The sequence below is a fragment of the Streptomyces sp. NPDC088733 genome, from assembly GCF_044751185.1.
Classification (GTDB): Bacteria; Actinomycetota; Actinomycetes; order Streptomycetales; family Streptomycetaceae; genus Actinacidiphila.
Genome location: NZ_JBIVLH010000007.1, coordinates 271510 through 289911, shown reverse-complemented (window position 1 = coordinate 289911; position 18402 = coordinate 271510). Strand labels below are relative to the sequence as shown.

14 protein-coding genes and 1 pseudogene are annotated in these 18402 nt (G+C 73.9%); 6 read left to right on the top strand and 9 right to left on the bottom strand.

All coding sequences use genetic code 11. The annotated features are described in order from the left end of the window. Nucleotides 1-34: 34 nt before the first annotated feature. The 4 genes from ACIP64_RS15865 (at nucleotide 35) to fxsA (ending at nucleotide 5410) form a co-directional block, all read left to right on the top strand. The gene (locus ACIP64_RS15865; RefSeq protein WP_401586285.1) at nucleotides 35-1678 is read left to right on the top strand and encodes an amidohydrolase; all 1644 of its coding nucleotides are present in this window, start codon (nucleotides 35-37) and stop codon (nucleotides 1676-1678) included. A gap of 561 nt (nucleotides 1679-2239) precedes the next feature. Continuing rightward, nucleotides 2240-3901 carry an apolipoprotein N-acyltransferase gene (gene lnt, locus ACIP64_RS15860; RefSeq protein WP_401586282.1) on the top strand — a complete coding sequence of 554 codons (1662 nt, stop codon included), beginning with the start codon at nucleotides 2240-2242 and terminating at the stop codon, nucleotides 3899-3901. Further along, nucleotides 3898-4692 carry a polyprenol monophosphomannose synthase gene (locus ACIP64_RS15855; protein ID WP_401586280.1) on the top strand — a complete coding sequence of 265 codons (795 nt, stop codon included), beginning with the start codon at nucleotides 3898-3900 and terminating at the stop codon, nucleotides 4690-4692. Before lnt ends, ACIP64_RS15855 begins: the two co-directional genes overlap by 4 nt. 46 nt (nucleotides 4693-4738) lie before the next feature. Further along, nucleotides 4739-5410, top strand: coding sequence for an FxsA family membrane protein (fxsA, locus tag ACIP64_RS15850; protein ID WP_401586278.1), 672 nt, complete (start codon nucleotides 4739-4741; stop codon nucleotides 5408-5410). A 62-nt stretch (nucleotides 5411-5472) separates the two neighbouring features. On the opposite strand, the gene ACIP64_RS15845 is transcribed toward fxsA, so the two are convergent. The 4 genes from ACIP64_RS15845 to ACIP64_RS15830 all read right to left on the bottom strand — a co-directional run bounded on the left by ACIP64_RS15845 (nucleotide 5473) and on the right by ACIP64_RS15830 (nucleotide 11082). Beyond that, a complete protein-coding gene (locus tag ACIP64_RS15845; RefSeq protein ID WP_319658303.1) occupies nucleotides 5473-5847 on the bottom strand; it encodes an RNA polymerase-binding protein RbpA in 375 nt (124 codons plus the stop codon). A 256-nt stretch (nucleotides 5848-6103) separates the two neighbouring features. After that, a complete protein-coding gene (locus tag ACIP64_RS15840; RefSeq protein ID WP_401586275.1) occupies nucleotides 6104-7549 on the bottom strand; it encodes an MFS transporter in 1446 nt (481 codons plus the stop codon). 113 nt (nucleotides 7550-7662) lie between these two features. Continuing rightward, the gene (locus ACIP64_RS15835; protein ID WP_401586273.1) at nucleotides 7663-8928 is read right to left on the bottom strand and encodes a hypothetical protein; all 1266 of its coding nucleotides are present in this window, start codon (nucleotides 8926-8928) and stop codon (nucleotides 7663-7665) included. A gap of 327 nt (nucleotides 8929-9255) precedes the next feature. Continuing rightward, complete coding sequence (locus ACIP64_RS15830) at nucleotides 9256-11082, bottom strand: acyltransferase family protein (RefSeq protein ID WP_401586270.1); 1827 nt, start codon at nucleotides 11080-11082, stop codon at nucleotides 9256-9258. Between the two features lie 919 nt (nucleotides 11083-12001). Between ACIP64_RS15830 and ACIP64_RS15825 the strand changes: the two are divergent. Continuing rightward, a pseudogene (locus ACIP64_RS15825) lies at nucleotides 12002-12640 on the top strand (class F sortase); the annotation flags it as partial. A gap of 163 nt (nucleotides 12641-12803) precedes the next feature. On the opposite strand, the gene ACIP64_RS15820 reads toward ACIP64_RS15825, so the two are convergent. Together ACIP64_RS15820 and ACIP64_RS15815 are read right to left on the bottom strand one after the other, a co-directional pair. After that, entirely contained in the window at nucleotides 12804-13595 is a 792-nt protein-coding gene (locus tag ACIP64_RS15820; RefSeq protein WP_401586267.1) for a glycerophosphodiester phosphodiesterase, read from the bottom strand. Further along, nucleotides 13592-14284, bottom strand: a complete 693-nt coding sequence (locus ACIP64_RS15815) for a YitT family protein (protein WP_401586264.1) — start codon at nucleotides 14282-14284, stop codon at nucleotides 13592-13594. The genes ACIP64_RS15820 and ACIP64_RS15815 overlap by 4 nt, the downstream gene beginning before the upstream one ends. Before the next feature lie 98 nt (nucleotides 14285-14382). On the opposite strand from ACIP64_RS15815, the gene ACIP64_RS15810 reads away from it, so the two are divergent. Continuing rightward, a complete protein-coding gene (locus tag ACIP64_RS15810; protein ID WP_401586261.1) occupies nucleotides 14383-15873 on the top strand; it encodes a PLP-dependent aminotransferase family protein in 1491 nt (496 codons plus the stop codon). A 47-nt stretch (nucleotides 15874-15920) separates the two neighbouring features. On the opposite strand, the gene ACIP64_RS15805 is transcribed toward ACIP64_RS15810, so the two are convergent. The 3 genes from ACIP64_RS15805 to ACIP64_RS15795 all read right to left on the bottom strand — a co-directional run bounded on the left by ACIP64_RS15805 (nucleotide 15921) and on the right by ACIP64_RS15795 (nucleotide 18307). Continuing rightward, on the bottom strand, nucleotides 15921-16316 hold the full coding sequence (locus tag ACIP64_RS15805; protein ID WP_401586259.1) for a hypothetical protein: 396 nt from the start codon (nucleotides 16314-16316) through the stop codon (nucleotides 15921-15923). Between the two features lie 115 nt (nucleotides 16317-16431). Then, on the bottom strand, nucleotides 16432-16893 hold the full coding sequence (locus tag ACIP64_RS15800) for a MarR family winged helix-turn-helix transcriptional regulator (RefSeq protein WP_401586257.1): 462 nt from the start codon (nucleotides 16891-16893) through the stop codon (nucleotides 16432-16434). Between the two features lie 112 nt (nucleotides 16894-17005). After that, nucleotides 17006-18307: a M28 family metallopeptidase gene (locus ACIP64_RS15795; RefSeq protein WP_401586255.1), complete on the bottom strand. Its 1302-nt coding sequence runs from the start codon at nucleotides 18305-18307 to the stop codon at nucleotides 17006-17008. Nucleotides 18308-18402 lie beyond the last annotated feature (95 nt).

Here is an 18402-nt window from a genome sequence, read left to right as displayed (position 1 = left end):
CTCCCACACCGCACCACCCCGCGAGGCGAAACCAGTGCCGCACACCACGAACGAGCCGACCACCCCCCGTACCGTGCTGCTGCGCGGCGGCAACGTCTACAGCCCCGCCGACCCCTTCGCCACCGCCATGGTCGTCGACGGCGGCACGGTCGCCTGGCTCGGCTCCGAGGGCGCCGCGGACTCCTTCACGGAGGGCGTCGACGAGGTCGTCGACCTGGCCGGCGCGCTGGTCACCCCCGCCTTCACCGACGCCCATGTGCACACCACCGCGACCGGTCTGGCCCTCACCGGCCTGGACCTCGCCGGAGCCGGCACGCTCTCCGAGGCGCTGGACCGGGTGGCCGCCCACGCGCGCGCCCACCCGGGCCACCGCGTGCTGCTCGGCCACGGCTGGGACGAGTCCCGCTGGCCCGAGCAGCGCCCGCCGGCCCGTGCCGAACTCGACGCCGCGACCGGCGGCCGCCCCCTGTACCTGACCCGTGCCGACGTGCACTCCGCGGTCGTGACCACGGCCCTCCTGGCGCTGGTCCCCGGCGTCGAGGCGCTGGCCGGCCACGACGCGGCCGGGCCGCTCACCCGCGACGCGCACCACGCGGTGCGCCGCGCCGCGTACGCCGCCGTCACCCCCGAACAGCGCGCCGCCGCGCAGCGCGCCGCGCTCGCGCACGCCGCCTCGCTGGGCATCGGGGCCCTCCACGAGTGCGCGGGGCCCGAGATCTCCTCCGAGGACGACCTGACCGCGCTGCTGCGCCTGGCGGCCGAGGAGCCGGGCCCGTCCGTCCTCGGCTACTGGGCCGAGGCCGTCACCGGCCCGAAGGACCTGGAGCGCCTGCGCGACCTGGGGGCGATCGGGGCGGGCGGCGACCTCTTCGTGGACGGCTCGATCGGCTCCAGGACGGCCTGCCTCCACGCCCCGTACGCCGACGCTCCCGGGACCAGCGGGACCGGGTACCTCGACGCCGCCGCCGTCGCCGAGCACGTGGCGCTGTGCACCGCGGCGGGCGTGCAGGCCGGCTTCCACGCCATCGGCGACGCCGCCGTCGCCGCCGTCGCCGAGGGCGTGCGCGAGGCCGCCCGGCGCGTCGGCCTCGACCGGGTGCGCGCCCTGCGCCACCGGGTCGAGCACGCCGAGATGATGACCGAGGACACCGTCGCGGCCTTCGCCGAACTGGGGCTCGTCGCCTCCGTGCAGCCCGCCTTCGACGCGGCGTGGGGCGGCGAGGACGGCATGTACGCCCGCCGTCTGGGCGTGGACCGGGCCCGCACGCTGAACCCCTTCGCGGCGATGACCCGCGCCGGCGTGCCGCTGGCGCTCGGCTCCGACAGCCCCGTCACACCGCTCGACCCCTGGGGAACGGTGCGTGCCGCGGCCTTCCACCGGACCCTGGACCACCGCATCTCCGCACGCGGCGCCTTCAACGCCCACACGCGCGGCGGATGGCGCGCCGCGGGCCGCGACGACGCGGGTGTCCTCGTCCCGGGCGCGCCCGCGGACTACGTCGTCTGGCAGGCCGGCGACCTGGTCGTCCAGGCCCCCGACGACCGCGTCGCCAACTGGTCCACCGACCCGCGCTCCGGCACCCCCGGCCTGCCCGACCTCAGCCCGGACCTGCCGCTGCCCACCGCCCTGCGGACGGTCGTCGGAGGCCGCACGGTGTTCGCACGGCCGAACGAGTGACGCGAGCCCGCGCGATGCGGCCGAACGGTTCTCCCTCGGCATGGCGTGGCACGGTCCGCGGCCCGCGCTTGACCTGCTGATTTGGCCAATCAGCGCAGGTCACACGGCTGTTGACAGGCGACGGTCGGGGGCGAGTAGGTTCGGCCGGGTCCACCACCGGACGTCCGACCGGAGGCCTCCACGCGTCCGGCGACCGCCGCTGGGCCCCGGGGCGTCGCGCCGCATTGGCACGCGCCACTGGAAGCCAGGTCCAGCGCCCGCGGTACGGAACGGGCTCGCCCGGCCGGCAGGTGTGACCGGGAGGGGCCCGGACGCCCAGTAGACAACGGCCTTGTCGCCGATCCGCAGCCAGCGGGTCCCAGGTCGGCCCGAAGGGCGCTCCGGGCCCCGAGCCCACCTCCCCTCGCCTTCCCCCAGCGCTGGGGGACCGCCGCGCCGGACCCTGGCGCCCCGTCACGGGCGCGGTCCGGCCGTCCGCTTTGCCCGCCCGAGGTCCGCGGGGGCCGCCATCCGGGGTACGGTCACTTCACACAGTGCCCACCTGCAAGGAAGGCCGCGAACGTGCGACCGCGTTCCGACGCCCCGACGGCGACCGCCGAGCCGACGGCGACGACCGATGAGGCCCGCCCGCCGGCGGCCGTGGGCGCCCCCGGGAGGGCGGCCCGCGTCCGGCGGTCCGTGCGGCGGCACGCGCGGCGCACGGCGATCGCGGCCGTGTGCGGCCTGGCGCTCGCGGCGGCCTTCCCGCCGTACGGACTGTGGCCGCTGTCGATCGCGGCGGTGGCGGGCCTGGCACTGCTGACCCGGGGCCGCACCGGCGGCCAGGGCGCCTGGCTCGGCTTCGCCTTCGGCCTGCCGTTCTTCCTGTGGCTGCTGCTGTGGCTGCGGGTGATCGGCTACGACGCCGTCGTCGGCCTGTCGCTGATCGAGGCCGCCTTCGTCGCGCTGCTCGGCGCCGGCCTGGCCGTGACGTCACGGCTGCGGGCCTGGCCCCTGTGGGGTGCCTGCCTGTGGGTGACGGAGGAACTGGCCCGGGACCGGCTGCCGTTCGGCGGCTTCCCGTGGGGGCGGCTGGCGTTCGCCAACACCTCCTCGCCGTTCACGCCCCTGGCGGCGCTCGGCGGGGCCCCGCTGGTGACCTTCGCCGTGGCGCTGTGCGGCTCCCTGCTGGCCTCGGCGGCCGTCGCCGTGTGGCTGCTGCGCACGGGCCCGGTCGTGTTCGGGCGGCGTCGTTTCGTGCCCGCGGCGGGGGCGGCCGTGGCGGCGGTAGCCGTGTTCGCGGCGGGCTGGGCCGTACCGGTCCCGACGAAGGCCGACGACAGCGTCCGGGTCGCCATCGTGCAGGGCAACGTCCAGCAGCCGGGTCTGCACTTCCTCGGCCGTCCGCTGAAGATCCTCAACAACCACGTCGAGGCGACGCTCAAGCTCGCCGCGGACGTCAAGGCGGGGCGCACCCCCAAGCCGGACCTGGTGATCTGGCCGGAGAACTCCTCCGACATGGACCCGTTCGCCGAGCCGCAGGCCTACGCGCTGATCACCAAGGCCGTCCAGGCCGTCGGCGTCCCCGTCCTCGTCGGCGCGCTGGTCGACGGCCCGGACGAAACCCATGTGCAGAACGAGGGCATCGTCTGGGACCCGGTGACCGGCCCCGGCGCCTCGTACACCAAGCAGCACCCCGTGCCGTTCGGCGAGTACGTGCCGTTCCGGCAGGAGCTGACGAAGGTCATCAAGCGCCTGGACCAGATCCCGCGCGACTTCTACCCCGGCAAGCACTCCGGGGTGCTCCAGATCGGCCCGGCGCGGCTCGGCGACGTGATCTGCTTCGAGGTGGCCTACGACGGCATCGTGCACGACACCGTCGCCGCCGGCGCCCGCGCGCTGATCATCCAGACCAACAACGCGACCTACGGGCGCACCGGCCAGCCCGAGCAGCAGCTGGCCATGTCGCAGCTCCGGGCGGTGGAGCACGGCCGCGCCGTCGTCACGGCCGCCACGAGCGGCATAACGGCCGTGGTCGCCCCCGACGGCCGGATCGAGCAGCAGACCCGGGAGTTCACCCAGGACGTACTGAGCGCCCGGCTTCCGCTGCGGGACGAACTGACCGTCGCCGACCGCGTCGGCGACGGTCCCGAATGGGCGCTCGCTATGGTGGGGCTCCTGTCGTGCGTCGCGGCGTTCGTGCTGGGCAGGCGAGGCAGCAAGCAAACGGAGGAGCAGCAGTGAGCGTTGGCGGTGGGGTCACCCGCGGTACGGCCCCGGGGAGCGCCTACGGGCCGCTCGGCACGGTTCTCGTGATCATTCCGACGTACAACGAGGCCGAGAACATCAAGCCGATCGTGAGCCGGGTCCGGGCTGCCGTGCCGGAGGCGCACGTCCTTGTCGCCGATGACAACAGCCCCGACGGCACGGGCAAGCTCGCGGACGAGCTGGCCGTCGTCGACGACCACGTGCACGTGCTGCACCGCAAGGGCAAGGAGGGCCTGGGCGCGGCCTACCTCGCCGGCTTCCGCTGGGGTATCGACCAGGGCTACGGCGTGCTGGTCGAGATGGACGCCGACGGCTCCCACCAGCCCGAGGAACTGCCGCGGCTGCTGACCGCCCTCAAGGGCGCCGACGTGGTGCTCGGCTCGCGGTGGATCCCCGGCGGCCGCGTGGTGAACTGGCCCAAGTCCCGCGAGTACCTGTCCCGCGGCGGCAGCACCTACTCGCGCTTCCTCCTCGACGTGCCGCTGCGCGACGTGACCGGCGGCTACCGGGCCTTCCGCAAGGAGACGCTGCTCGGACTCGGCATGGACGAGGTCGCCTCGCAGGGGTACTGCTTCCAGGTCGACCTGGCCTGGCGCGCGGTGAAGTCCGGCTTCCACGTCGTCGAGGTGCCGATCACCTTCGTCGAGCGCGAGCGCGGCGACAGCAAGATGAGCCGGGACATCGTGGTGGAGGCCCTGTGGCGGGTCACCGCCTGGGGTGTCGGGTCCCGCGTGCGCCGCTTCGGCGAGGCCCGCCGCAAGAGCTGACCGGGGCCCTCGGGGCGTCCGGCGGCGACCAGGCACAATGGGGCGTATGACGATCAGCACCCCGCCGCCGGACGGGTCCGGTGGACCGCAGCAGCAGCGACAGCAGGGGCGCTCCCGCGGGCGGCGCTGGATCGCGCCGGCCGTGGCCGCGTACGCCCTGCTGGAGATCTGGCTGCTGATCCTGGTCGGCAGGGCGGCCGGCGGCTTCACGGTCCTGCTGCTGCTCGTCGCAGGACTGGTCCTCGGCGGGCTGGCGGTGCGCAACGCGGGCCGCAGCGCGTGGCGGTCGCTGAGCGAGGCGGTGCGCGCGGCGACACCGCCCGGTCAGGACGGGAGCGCGGCGGGGGCCGAGGACTCCGGGGCCACTGGAGCCGCCGGCGGCGGCACCGCGGGCAAGGGCAGGGCGAAGGGCGGCGCCGGCGCGCTGCTGACCGGCGGCCTGCTGCTGATGGTGCCCGGCCTGATCTCCGACGTCGCGGGGCTGCTCTTCCTCTTCCCGCCCACCCGCTCGCTGCTGACCCGCGTCGGCGGGCGCGCGCTGGAGCGCAGGGTCGCCGCCCGGCCCCAGGAACAGGGTTCGCTCGGCGACCTCTTCCGGCAGGCCCGCGACGCGGAAACGCAGATGCGGATCCACCGCCCCGACGGCAAGGTCATTCCGGGCGAGGTGGTCGACCGGGGCGCGGGTGAGGACAACGAAAACCCCGGGTCGCGGCACTGAGGCCACGTCGCCCGGGGCGCACGTCGGATGGGGCCCGCCCCTCACGGGCCCGCTACCTTCTGTCAGGCGGTCTTGCGGTTGTCGCGCGGATGAACCGCGATGTTCATCGCGCCGGAGCGCAGAACGGCCAGCCGTTCGGCCAGGACTTCCTCCAGCTCCTCGACCGTACGCCGCTCCATGAGCATGTCCCAGTGCGTACGCGCGGGCTTGCTCGTCTTCTCCTCCGGGCTCTCTCCGTCGACCAGAAGAGCCACCTGGCCACAGGCCCGGCACTCCCACTCCGGCGGAATCTCGGCCTCCACCGAGAACGGCATCTCGAATCGATGGCCGTTCCGGCATGCGTACTCAACGGTCTGGCGAGGCGCCAGATCGATGCCGCGGTCGGTCTCGTAGCTCGTCGCCCCGAGTCGCGTGCCGCGGAGAGCTCGCTCACTCATGAATCGTGCCTCCCGGGCTATGTCGCCCACAGGACAGGTGTCGCTGTCGTCGTCATCCGGTCAACGTCCGGTCGGCGGTGAAGATTCCCGTATCGGGAGGTGCGTCGCCCGTCGTGCCGCCCCTTTTTGTACCCATCGGCGCCCGTTTTGTCACATCTCACGAAAGATGTCACCCTGCGTTCTGATATCTTTAGCGCGCAGTAACGGCCCATCCGTCGAACCAACCGCGTACACTACCGCGTCGCACTCAGAGGGGCTAAATCGTCTCGGGGACCGGATTGCCCGCGGCCGCCACCGCCCGCCGCATCGGCACCCGGAGCAGCAGCACGAAGCCGATCGCGAAGAAGACCACCAGCGAGATGATCGCGTCCCGGTAGCTGCCGCTGAGCTGGTAGGTCAGCCCGAACAGCAGGGGCCCGAGCCAGCTCGTCCCCCGGTCGCTCACCTCGTACACCGAGTAGTACTCGGCCTCCTTGCCACGCGGCACGAGGTGCGAGAAGAGCGACCGCGACAGCGCCTGGCTGCCGCCCAGGACCATGCCGATGGCCGCGGCCAGGAGGAAGAAGCCCACCGGCCGGCCGGCGGGCAGGAAGAATCCGGCCGCAAGGGTGATCGTCCAGGCCACCAGCGAGCCGAGCACGGTGCGGTGCGTCCCGTACCGCGCGGCGAGCCGGCCGAGCAGCAGGGCACCGAACACCGCCAGCACCTGCACCAGCAGGATCGCGCCGATCAGCGTCGTCTGGTCCAGGTCCAGTTCCTCCGAACCGTAGACGGAGGCCTGGGAGATCACGGTCTGGATGCCGTCGTTGTAGATGAGGTACGCCAGCAGGAATCCGAGCGTGAGCGGATAGCGGCGCATGTCCCGGACGGTGTCGGCGAGCTGCCGCCAGCCCTGGCGCAGCGCCCCGGACCCTGATCCGGGCCGGACCCCGGCCGCCTCGGCCGCCGGGGCGAGCCGGTCGCGCAGCCGCAGCATCGGCACGATCGTGAAGCCCGCCCACCACAGCCCCGCCGAGGCGAGGCAGATCCGCACGGCCGTGCCCTTCGAGACGCCGACCGCGTCGTGGCCCAGGAAGAGGGCGAGGTTGGCGACGAGCATCAGCGCGCCCGCGGCGTAGCCGAACGCCCAGCCGCGCGAGGACACGGCGTCGCGTTCGTGGGGCTCGGCGATCTGCGGCAGGAACGCGTTGTAGAGGACGACCGACGCCGCGAAGGCGACGTTGGCGACGATCAGCAGCCCGCCGCCCAGGAGGTAGCGGTCACCGCCCACGAAGAACATGGCGGTGGTCGCGGCGGCCCCGATGTAGGCGAACAGCCCCATCAGCGGCTTCTTGCGGCCGGTACGGTCCGCGATCGCCCCGGCGAGCGGCATCACCAGCACCGACAGCAGTACGGAGGCGGAGACGACGTACGCGAAATAGGCGCCCGCGCGCACGGGTATCCCGAGCGGGCGGACGAAGCCGTCGGGATCGGCCGCCGCCTCGGCGATGTCCGTGAGATAGGGGCCGAGGAAGACCGTGATGACGCTGGTGGAGAAGACCGAGTTGGCCCAGTCGTAGAAGTACCAGCCGCGTTGCTCGCGGCGTCTTTCGCCCGCGGCCGCCACGGCGCCGCCGCCCGCCGTCGTGTCCCGCGCCTCGTCCGTGCTCACCACTTGTGCCCGCCGTTCCGTGTCCGTGCGCCGTGCCGATGTGATCGGCATGATGCCATCCGCCGGGCGCCGGGTGAGAGCCAGGACACACGACTGCCCCCGGGCGCCGCTGGGGCGGCCCCGGGGGCAGGGCGGTATGCCTGGATCGCGGCGGTCCGCGACGATCAGGCCTTGCCGCCGTTCGTACGGCGGCGGCGCAGCACCCAGAAGGTGGCACCGACACCCGTGGCCAGCAGCGCGCCACCCACGATGGTCTCGGGGGTGTTCATGCCGATCGAACCGCCGAGACCGGTGTTCGGGGCGCCGATCGGGCCGCCGCCGATCCCGCCGCCGCCGATCCCGCCACCACCGATGCCGCCGCCGATCCCGCCGCCACCGCCACCGCGGCCGCCACCACCCCAGCAGCCGCCGCGGCCGCCGCCGTAACCGCCGTCGCCGCCGCGGCCGCCCTCGCCGCCGCGGCCACCTTCGCCGCCGCGGCCACCTTCGCCGCCGCGGCCACCGAAGTCACCGCGGTCGTCGCCGCCACGGCCGAAGCCGCCGTTGTCGTCCATGTTGCGGCCGTCGGCCAGGTCGGTGCCCGCGCCCTGAGCGGCGAAGTCGTCGCTCAGGCCCTGGCTGCCGGGGCCGCCGTTGCCGTTGTCGCCGCGGCCGCCGCCGTCACCGCGGCCACCGTCGTCGCCACGGCCGCCGCCGTCGCCACGGCCGCCGCCGTCACCGCGACCGCCGCCGCCGTAACCGCCGTCGCCGCCACGGCCGTCCTCGCCACCGCGGCCGTAGCCGTCACGGCCACCGCCCCACCACGAGTCGCAGTTGTCGCCGTAGCCGCCGCGGCCGTGTCCGTAACCGCCGTGCCCGCCGTGCCCGTAACCCCGGTCTCCGTAGCCCCGGTCGCCGTGGTCCCGGCCCCGGTCGTCACCCCGGTCGTCGCCGCGGTCGCCGTGGTCGTCGCCGCGGTCACGGTCGCGGTCGCGGTCGCCGTTGTCGTCGCCGCGACCCTCACCCCGGTCGTCGCCGCGGCTGTCGCCCCGGCCGTCACCGGAGCCGGTGCCGACGCCGGCACCGGCGCCCGGGACGCTGCCGTTGCCGTCGATGGCGCGGACGGTCAGCTGCACGACGCTCGGGCCGGTGTCCTGACCGGTCGGCTCGGTGCAGTCGACGGTCACGTTGTACGTGCCCGGGGGCGTGGCCGCCGGGACCGTGAAGCTGGCACCGCCGCCGGTCGAGCTGACCGCCACGGTGGGGCGCTCCGGGATGCTGGTCGTGATGACCGTGTCGCTCACGCAGTTGGCGACGGTGACCGTGACGAGGTCACCGGGGGAGACCCGGTAGCTCGAGAGCCCGACGCCAGGGGCTGCGACAGCGCTTGTTGGCAGGACGACAGCGGCTACGGTCATCGCCGCCCCGGCCATGATGCGTGGAGCACGCATGAGGTGAACCTCCTTGCGGACGGGGCAGGTGGGACTGGCTTCCCGTGGCACGAACTGCGACCGCGTCCTTGCTCCCATGGCACGAGGACCGGGATACGGCCGCACCTCGGAACGGGCTGCCGCGTTGCTCCGGACGGGGCATCAGGTCTGTCGGTCGATCGCGGTCACCGCAGGTCAGCGACACATTTGGAGCCGCGTCAGAAAAATGTGAAGAGCTGGTCAAACGGGTGACCCTCTGTCAGAGGATCTTGACTTCGGAATGGGCCGACGATACGTCAGCCGACGAGCCGTCAGGCAGGCGCGCTCCGGGCCGGTGCGGACGGCACGTCAGAATCCCGCCCCCACGGCATGGGAGAGGGCCCGTGCGTACAGCCGTGCGCCCTCGGGGCGCGGGTGGATGCGGTCCCCCCACAGCAGCCCCGGGTGCCGGGCGATCACCCCCCGCCACGGGACCAGCACGCACCCCGGGTGCCGCCGCACCGCCTCCCTCAGCGCCTCGTTCACCCGGGTTTCCCAGGACCGGGGTGCCTGGACGTCCACGAACGCGAGCAGCCGTCCGGGGCCCGCGATCCGCACGATTTGGTCGAGGGCCTCCCGGGTGACGTCCCCGTTCGTCCCGAGCCCGACGACCACCACACGGCGCAGCCGCCCGGCGTCCCGCATGCGTTCCAAGACCTCGGGGGCGGCATCCATCTGACGGCCCACCACGGCGTCGACGGCGATCCCGGGGAGCACGTCCCGCAGCGCGTCCGCCGAGGCCAGCATCACCGAGTCGCCCACCGCCGTGATGTCGGCGCCCGTCACGTCCGGCGCGCCGCCGGTCGCGGTGTCCGGTCCGTCCTCCTCGGGCCGCTGCGGCCGTTCCGCGCGGAGCGGCTCGGCGATCCTGGCGGTCGGCGCCGCCGCGACCACGCCTTCGCCCGACGCGATCTGCGCCTGCAGGCCGCCGCCCGACGGCGCCCGCAGCACACCGACGTACGCCACGCAGGCCACCGCGACGACCGCGGCCACCGCTCCCAGCACCGTCCGGGGACGGGCGCCCCACGCCCGGCGCAGGAACGTGCTGCACAACTCGGCGTACCCGCGCAGGCCGAGCCGGAGCAGGGGCTCCTCCAGCACGCGGTACGACACCGCCGCGAGGACCACCGGCAGGGCGAGCGCCGCGCAGCGGACGAAGGGCGAACTCAGCGCCTCCGGGGCGGCGTTGACCAGGCAGGCGAGAACCGGCCAGTGCCACAGGTAGATCCCGTACGAGCGGCGCCCGGTCCAGGCCAGCGGCCGCCACGCCAGCAGCCGGGCGATCCTCCCGGGACCGCCCGCCGCCACCGTGAGCGCGGCCGCCGCGAGACACACCGGCACCAGACCGCCGCGGTACACGAAGGCCGAGGTCCCGGACACGAGCAGCGCCGTCGCGGCCAGTACGGCCAGCCCCGCCGCGCCCAGCCCGTCGATGGCCCGCACGTGCCCGGCCCTGCGCAGCGTCCCGGCCCGTGACAGCGGCAGCACGAGCGCGACCGCCGCGCCCAGCAGCAGGCCGCCGCCGTGCGTGTCCGTGCCGTAGTACACCCGCGAGGGGTCGGTGCCCGGTACGTAGAGCACCGCCATCGCCGTGAACGACGCGGCGGCCGGCACCGCCGCGATCGCCGCCTGCGCCCACTGGCGGCGGACGACGGCCATCACCGCCCAGAGCAGCAGCGGCCACGCCACGTAGAACTGCTCCTCCACGGCCAGCGACCACAGGTGCCGCAGCGGCGGTTCGGCGCCGAACTGCGCGAAGTACATGTCGTGCCGCCCGAGCTGCCACCAGTTGCTGCGGTAGGTGAGCGCGGCCGCCACGGCGCCCCGCAGGTCGCGCCGGCCGTCCCCGCCGACCAGCGTCGCCGCGCACGCGGTCACCGCGAGGACCAGCCACAGCACGGGCAGCAGCCGCAGGGCGCGGCGACGCCAGAAGGCGACGAGCCGCAGGCGCCCGCCCCGCCAGTGGTCGGCGGCGAGCAGACTGGTGATCAGGTAGCCGGAGAGGACGAAGAAGAGGTCCACGCCCAGGAAGCCGCCCGGCAGCCACGGAGCGTGCACGTGGTACACGACGACCGCGGTCACGGCCAGCGCACGCAGACCGTCGAGACCCTGTGCGCGTGGGTGCTGAGTGTTCATCAGGCCACGGTCGGTACCCGGGGACCGCTCCGCATCCCGGCGCCGCCGTATTGGACCCGCTGCCTCATCCGCTCTACCCGATCGGGTGAGGTGCGGATTGCCCCGTTCGCACTCCTCCGAATGCGGGCGGCACACACCCGTCCTACGGTCCTGTATGACGGGCCGTCATGTGCCGTCACGCACCTGGCGCCGGAGCTGAAGGACTGTGATGGATCACTATCCCGGGGAGCACACCGCTCCCGTGCCGTGGTACGGACATCCCGATGCCTGGTACGGGCAGCCCGACCCCTGGTTCGGCCAGCCGCTCCCGGGCACGTGGGAGGACGAGGTGCCGCGCGGGCCCGCGCGCCCCCGCCCGGCCCCGAAGACGCCGTCCCGTGCCGCGCGGCAGCGCCGCAAGCCGGAGCCCGCGCCCCGCTCGCGACAGAAGCCCAAGGCCGGCCGCCCGCCCGAGCCCGCGCCGCAGCCACGCACCCGGAAGACGCCCACCACCCGGGCCCGCGAGGACGCCAAGGCAGCCGAGCCGGCCCCGAAGCCACGTCCTGAGGCGACGCGCCGTCCTGAGCCGCAGGTCCGGCCGGAATCGAAGAAGCGGCCGGAAGAGAAGCCACGTCCTGAGGCGAAGGCCCGTCCCGAGCAGGAGGTCCGGCCGGCATCGAAGAAGCGGCCGGAAGAGAAGGCCCGTCCTGAGGCGAAGGCCCGTCCCGAGCAGGAGGTCCGGCCGGCATCGAAGAAGCGGCCCGAAGAGAAGGCCCGTCCTGAGGCGCACGCCCGGCCCGCGCCGAAGGCCCGTCCCGCGGCCCCGGCTCCCCGTGCCGCCGCGCCGAAGGCCCGTGCCGGGCAGGGGATTCCGCAGCGTCCCGCCGCTCGTACGACCGGGGTCAGGCCCGCCGCACGCCGTCGTCAGCAGCCGCCGCCGTTGCGTCTGACGCGGCGCGGGCGGCGGGTCGTCGGGGTAGCGGTGGGCGCCGTCGTGGTGTCCGGGCTCGTGCTCACCTTCGACGGCTTCGTCGGATCGGGCGGCCCGCCCCAGCCCTCGGCTGCCGCCGCCCTCGCCGGCGGCGGGAACGGCGGGGCCTCCGGCATCAAGGTGCCGCCGCCGCTGCCACCGGCCCAGCCGACGCGTGTGCGCATTCCGTCGATCGGCGTGGACGCCCCACTCATGAACGTGGGCCTGGACAAGGACGGCGTGATCGAGACGCCGCCGCCCGAGGAGAAGAACGAGGCCGCCTGGTACAAGGACTCGGTGAGTCCCGGCGCGCGCGGCGCCTCCGTCATCGTGGGGCATGTCGACAACATGAGCGGGCCCGCGGTCTTCTACAGCCTCGGCGCGCTGAAGAAGGGTTCGACCATCGAGGTCGCCCGTGACGACGGCACCACCGCGGTGTTCACCATCTTCGGCATCGAGGTCTTCAACAGGACCGGTTTCCCGGCCCACCGGGTCTACGGCGACACGAAGGACCCCGAACTGCGCGTCATCACCTGCGGCGGTACGTACAGCAGCGCCAGCGGCTACTCCGGCAACGTCGTCGTCTTCGCTCGGATGTCGAAGACGAAGTCGGCAGCCGACGAAAAAGCGGAGAAGGCAGCGAAGGCCGAAAAGGCGGCGAAGGCCAAGCCTGCGGACGGTGCCGACAAGGGCGACAGGTCCGGCTCTGCCGCCCCGACCCCGACCCCGACCCCGGGCAAGGAGGAGAAGCCGGAACCGAAATGACGATCCGTCAGCCGGTCCAGACGCCGCGTTCGACGTAGACCGAGCGCAGCATGTCCAGCCGGTCGGTCATGATCGCGTCCACGCCGAGGTCCAGCAGTGCGTGCACGCGGCTCTCGTCGTTCACCGTCCACACGTGCACCTGGAGGCCGAGGCGGTGCGCGGTCCGCAGGAACGCGGCGTCGACCACGCGGATGCCGTTGGAGCGCTCCGGCACCTGCACGCAGACCGCGCCGCGCCGCACCACCTTGTCGAGCAGGAAGCGCTCGGCGACCCGGCCGCCGACCGACAGCAGCCGGAGTTCCGCCACGCCGCGGGTGCCCAGGGAACTGGCCATGCGTGAACCGCCCAGCGCGCGCGCCCGCACGAGCCGTGCCTCGGAGAAGGAGCCCACGCACACCCGGTCCCAGGCGTCCGCGCGCCGGATCGTCTCGATCAGGGGCGCCACGGCCTCGTCGACCTTGGCGTCGACGTTCCAGCGGGCGTCGGGGAAGGCCTCCAGCAGGTCCTCGAAGAGCGGGACCGGCTCCTTGCCCGCCACGCGGGCCTCGTGGACCTCGGCCCAGGTCAGCTCGGCGATCCGCCCGCGCCGGTCGGTGACCCGGTCCAGGGAGCTGTCGTGGAAGGCCACCAGCACCCCGTCGGACGTCAGGTGGACGTCCGTCTCCAGGTAGCGGTAGCCGCCGTCGACGGCGGTCCGGAAGGCGGCCATGGTGTTCTCCAGGCCGTCGGCGTCACCGCCCCGGTGGGCGAAGGCGATCGGTGCCGGGCTGTCGAGGTACGGGTGGCTCGTTGCAGTCACTCGTGCAGTATCGCGTGTCCCCCGGTGGGTTCCGCCACCGGCTGCCCTCCCCGGGCCACGACCGCCGGCCGCGGTTCCGCCGGGGGCGGCGGGAACGCGAGGACGCGCAGGAAGAACTGGGCCAGCGGGCCGATGGACAGGGCGTACAGCACTGTGCCGACACCGACGCTGCCGCCCAGGACGAAGCCCACCGCCAGCACCGTCACCTCGATCCCGGTGCGCACCAGCCGGATCGAGCGGCCGGTGCGCCGGTGCAGCCCGGTCATCAGGCCGTCGCGGGGCCCCGGCCCGTAGCCGGCGGTGATGTACAGGCCCGTCGCCACGCCGCCCAGCACGATGCCCGCCACCAGGAGCGGGATGCGGATGCCGAGGGAGTGCTGCTGGGGGAGCAGGCTCAGTGTCGCGTCCATCGACAGGCCGACGACGAAGACGTTGGAGACCGTGCCCAGGCCCGGCCGCTGGCGCAGCGGCCACCACAGCAGCAGGACGAGCGCGCCGACGGCCACCGACACCAGGCCGATGCTGATGCCGGTGTGCTTCGCGATGCCCTGGTGCAGCACGTCCCAGGGGTCCAGACCGAGCGCGGCGCGCACTTGGAGGGCGGCGCTCGCGCCGTACAGGGTCAGTCCCGCGTAGAGGTGCACCAGCCTGCGGGCTGTGCGTGCACCGTTGTGTGATTGGCCCTCCACAGGACCCCCCTCTGGCCGTGATGGCGACGTAGGTGAGAGTGTGTGGCATGGTCGTGGTCGTATTCCATGGCCAATGTGCGGAAGGTGGACCGGTAACCATGTCGCAGTGGACCGCAACCGTGGGTGTCACGCATCTCGCCCGGCTGCTCGAACCCCGCCCGCAGCGCTCCACGGGACGCCGCGTCCCGGCCTACCGGGGCCTCGCCGACGGCATCCGGGTCCTGGTGCTGGAGGGCCGCGTCCCCGTCGCCGCCCGGCTCCCCGCCGAACGCGAACTGGCCCTCGCCCTCACGATCAGCCGGACGACGGTCGCCGCGGCGTACGAGGCGCTGCGCGCCGAGGGCTTCGCGCGCTCCCGGCGCGGCGCCGGCACCTGGACCGCGGTCCCCGAAGGGCACGCCCTGCCCACGCGCGGCCTGGAGCCGCTGCCGCCGGACGCCGCCGGCACCGTCATCGACCTCGGCTGCGCCGCCCTGCCCGCCCCCGAGCCGTGGCTGTCCCGCGCGGTCGGCGGTGCGCTGGCGGACCTGCCCTCCTACTCCGCCACCCACGGCGACTTCCCCGCCGGGCTGCCCGTACTGCGGGAGGCCATCGCCGAGCGCTACACCGCGCGCGGCATCCCCACCCTCCCCGAGCAGATCATGGTCACCACCGGTGCCATGGGGGCGATCGCCGCCGCCGTCCGGCGGCTGGTCGCCCCCGGCGAGCGGGTGGCCGTCGAGTCCCCCAGCTACGCCAACGTCCTGGAACTGCTGAGAGAGAGCGGCTCGCGGCTGGTCCCGGTCGCCCTGCGCGAAGGGCTCGCGGGCTGGGACCTCGACCACTGGAAGCGCGTCCTGCGCGACGCGGCGCCGCGCATGGCGTACGTCATGCCCGACTTCCACAACCCGACCGGCACCCTCGTCCCCGACGAGCAGCGCCGCGCGCTGGTCGAGGCGGCGCGCGCGGCGGGGACCGTGCTGATCGCCGACGAGACCATGGCCGAGCTGACCCTGGACGCCGGCGGGGGGCCCGCGCCGCGGCCGCTGGCCGCCTTCGACCGCGGCGGCACGGTCGTCACCGTCGGCTCGGCCAGCAAGGCGATCTGGGCGGGCCTGCGCATCGGCTGGGTCCGTGCCACGCCCGACGTGGTGCGCCGGCTGGTCAGTGCCCGCGCCTACCTGGACCTCGGCTCGCCCGTCGTGGACCAGCTCGCGGTCGCCTGGCTGCTGCGCAACGAGGTCTGGGACGACGCCGTCGCCGCCCGGCGCGAACGTGCCCGCTCGCACCGCGACGACCTGGTCGCCGCCCTGCGGGACCGGCTGCCCGACTGGGAGTTCGCCGTGCCCTCCGGCGGGATGACCATGTGGGTGCGCACCGGGGAGGTCTCCGGCTCTCGCCTTGCGATGGCGGGCGAGCGCCTGGGCGTCCGCGTCCCGTCCGGTCCGCGCTTCGGTATCGACGGGGCCTTCGAGTCCTACATCCGGCTGCCGTTCACGGTGGGAGGCAGCGTGGCCCGCGACGCCGTCGAGCGGCTGGCCGCCGCCGAGCAGGCCGTACGCGACGGCGGCGGGGCGGAGACCGAGGGCACCGGCCTGTTCGTGGCGTGAGAGAGCCCCCGGAGCGATGGCTCCGGGGGCTCTCCGGCACGGGCGGCTCAGCGGTGGGGCATCTCCGTCAGGCGGACGCGGAGTTCGACCTCCTGGTCACCGGAGACGCTGCCCTGCTCCTCCAGTTCGAAGCAGTCGCCGAGGACCTTCTTCACCTCGCGGACGTGCCGCGGGCCGCCGGACAGGTCGGCGGTGAGCGGGCCGTCGAGGTGGACCGGCCCCAGCTCGTGGCCGTGGCTGCGCGTGTCGACGGAGGCCGCCCACACGGTCGGGTGCTTGGCGCCGGGGCGTGGCTCCACTGCCTCGGTGAGGCTCTCGCCGGGTCGCGTGGGGAAGGCGGCTTCCAGCGCGCCCAGTACGGCTCCCGCGTCCTGCTTGGCGCAGTCGGTGAGCAGGACGTCGACCTGGGAGGCGTGGTGGGAGTCGGAGTGGTGCGTGGTCATCGGCGATTCTCCTCTCGCGGGATGCCCCGTTGCGGCGCGGCGCCGCGGGCGACCGCGGTCCGCGCCCCTCTCAGCGTAGGTCGGCGCCCGCCGGTCCGCAGCGGGCGGGCCGGTGTCACGCGCCGCAGTCGAGCGACTCCAGCGCCTCGACCAGGGGCGCGAGTTCCGGCTCCGCGGCGGCGTCGGCGAGCGCCTGGCGCAGCGCCTCGTCGTGGGTCGGGCGGGCCTGCGCGAGCAGGGCGAGACCGGCCTCGCCGACATCGGTGTAGATGCCGCGGCGGTCGGTCGCGCACAGGTAGCGCGTGAGCAGGCCGCGGTCCTCCAGTCGCGTCACCAGCCGCGTGGTGGCGCTCTGGCTGAGCACCACGGCCTCGGCCACCTGCGCCATCCGCAGATGGCCGCCTTCGCCCGCGTGCTGCCGGCTGAGGACGTCGAGCAGGGAGAACTCGCGCACGCTCAGCCCGTGCCCGGCCTCGAGCGCGCGCTCGACGTGCGCCTCGATCCGGTTGTGGAGCACTGACAGGGCGCACCAGCTCTGCGCGAGCCGGGTGGGTGCGGAGTCCGTGGTGGCGGTCATGGCTCCATGGTAAGTCGGGCCGCCGATAGTCGGCGCGTGCAAATTTTTCGCTGGGCCGGCTCGCGGGGCCGGCCGGCGACCGGGCCGGCCCCGCGCACCGTGCGTGAGCAGGTCAGAAGGTCAGCTTCCAGCTGTTGATGTAGCCCGTGTCCTGGGCCGCCACGTCGCGGACACGGAGCTTCCAGGTGCCGGCCGCCACTTCGGCGGACGCGTTGACGGTGTACGTCGCGATGACGTTGTCGGCGGAGTCGCTGCTGCTGGAGTTCTTCAGCCGGTACGCGGTGCCGTCCGGGGCGACCAGGTCGACGACGAGGTCGCCGCGCCAGGTGTGCCGGATGTCGACACCCACGGCGAGGGCGGTGGGCGCGTTGCCGGAGATGCCGCTGACGGTGACGGGGGACTCCACGGCCGCGCCCGCGTCGGGGACGGTGATGTCGGCGGTGTTCTCGAACACGGTGCCCGGCGGGGGAGCCGCGGCGGTGGAGAGCGTCCAGACCGCGTTGGCGATGGCGTCGGTGTTGTTGTCGAGCGCGGTGTCGTTGATGTTGGACGCCGTGTCGCAGGAGGCGTGGTAGCAGCGGTCGAAGGCCTGACCCGAGGTGCCGCCCCACTTCTGCGCCTGCGCCGCCGTCTTGATGTAGTCGGCGCCGCTGAACAGGCCGCCGACGGGCACGCCCGCGTTCTTGAAGGGCGCGTGGTCGGAGCGGCCGTCGCCCTCGGTCTCGATCTCGGTCGCGATCCCCTTGGCGGCGAACCAGTCCTTGAAGACCTTCTCCAGCGCGGTGTTGTCGTCGTACACGAAGTAGCCGGGGTTCGGCGAGGCGATCATGTCGAAGTTGAGATAGCCGTCGATCCTGCCGCGGTCCGCGGTGGACAGGCTGTTGACGTACGCCTTGGAGCCGATCAGGCCGAGTTCCTCCGCTCCCCACCATCCGAACCGCAGATGCTTCGTGGGCTGCAGGTTCTCGCGTGCGACCGCGAGGGCGGTCTCCAGGACGGCGGCCGAACCGGAGCCGTTGTCGTTGATCCCGGGACCGGCGGTCACCGAGTCGAGGTGCGAGCCGGCCATGATCACGTGGTTGGTGTCGCCGCCGGGCCAGTCCGCTATGAGGTTCCAGCCGGTGGCACCGCCGGACGTGAACTGCTGGAGCGCGGTGGTGTAGCCGGCCGCGTCCAGCTTGGCCTTCACGTAGTCGACGGAGGCCCGGTAGCCGGTCCGGCCGTGCGCGCGGTTGCCGCCGTTGGCGGTGGCGATCGACTGCAGCTGGCTGAGGTGCGCCTTGACGTTGGCGACCGGGATGTCCGGCGCGGCGGCGAGGGCGGGCCGTGCCGCGACGGGCGTGGCGGAGGCGGTCAGCAGGACCGCGGCCAAGGCGCCGGCGGCGCCGGCCGCGACGAGTCTGATTGCGGGCACAGGTCACTCCGGTGTGTGGGGGGATGGAGTCGTGCGGTGATGGGACGTTCTTGAGCAATTCTTGACGCGTACATGCCTGTGCAGATCCTGTGTAC

Excerpts from the sequence above, each read along its gene's own strand:
- fxsA (WP_401586278.1), top strand. The coding sequence starts at position 4,739 with ATGACGATCAGCACCCCGCCGCCGGACGGGTCCGGTGGACCGCAGCAG.
- ACIP64_RS15845 (WP_319658303.1), bottom strand. The coding sequence starts at position 5,847 with ATGAGTGAGCGAGCTCTCCGCGGCACGCGACTCGGGGCGACGAGCTAC.
- ACIP64_RS15840 (WP_401586275.1), bottom strand. The coding sequence starts at position 7,549 with ATGCCGATCACATCGGCACGGCGCACGGACACGGAACGGCGGGCACAA.
- ACIP64_RS15835 (WP_401586273.1), bottom strand. The coding sequence starts at position 8,928 with ATGCGTGCTCCACGCATCATGGCCGGGGCGGCGATGACCGTAGCCGCT.
- ACIP64_RS15830 (WP_401586270.1), bottom strand. The coding sequence starts at position 11,082 with ATGAACACTCAGCACCCACGCGCACAGGGTCTCGACGGTCTGCGTGCG.
- ACIP64_RS15810 (WP_401586261.1), top strand. The coding sequence starts at position 14,383 with ATGTCGCAGTGGACCGCAACCGTGGGTGTCACGCATCTCGCCCGGCTG.
- ACIP64_RS15805 (WP_401586259.1), bottom strand. The coding sequence starts at position 16,316 with ATGACCACGCACCACTCCGACTCCCACCACGCCTCCCAGGTCGACGTC.
- ACIP64_RS15800 (WP_401586257.1), bottom strand. The coding sequence starts at position 16,893 with ATGACCGCCACCACGGACTCCGCACCCACCCGGCTCGCGCAGAGCTGG.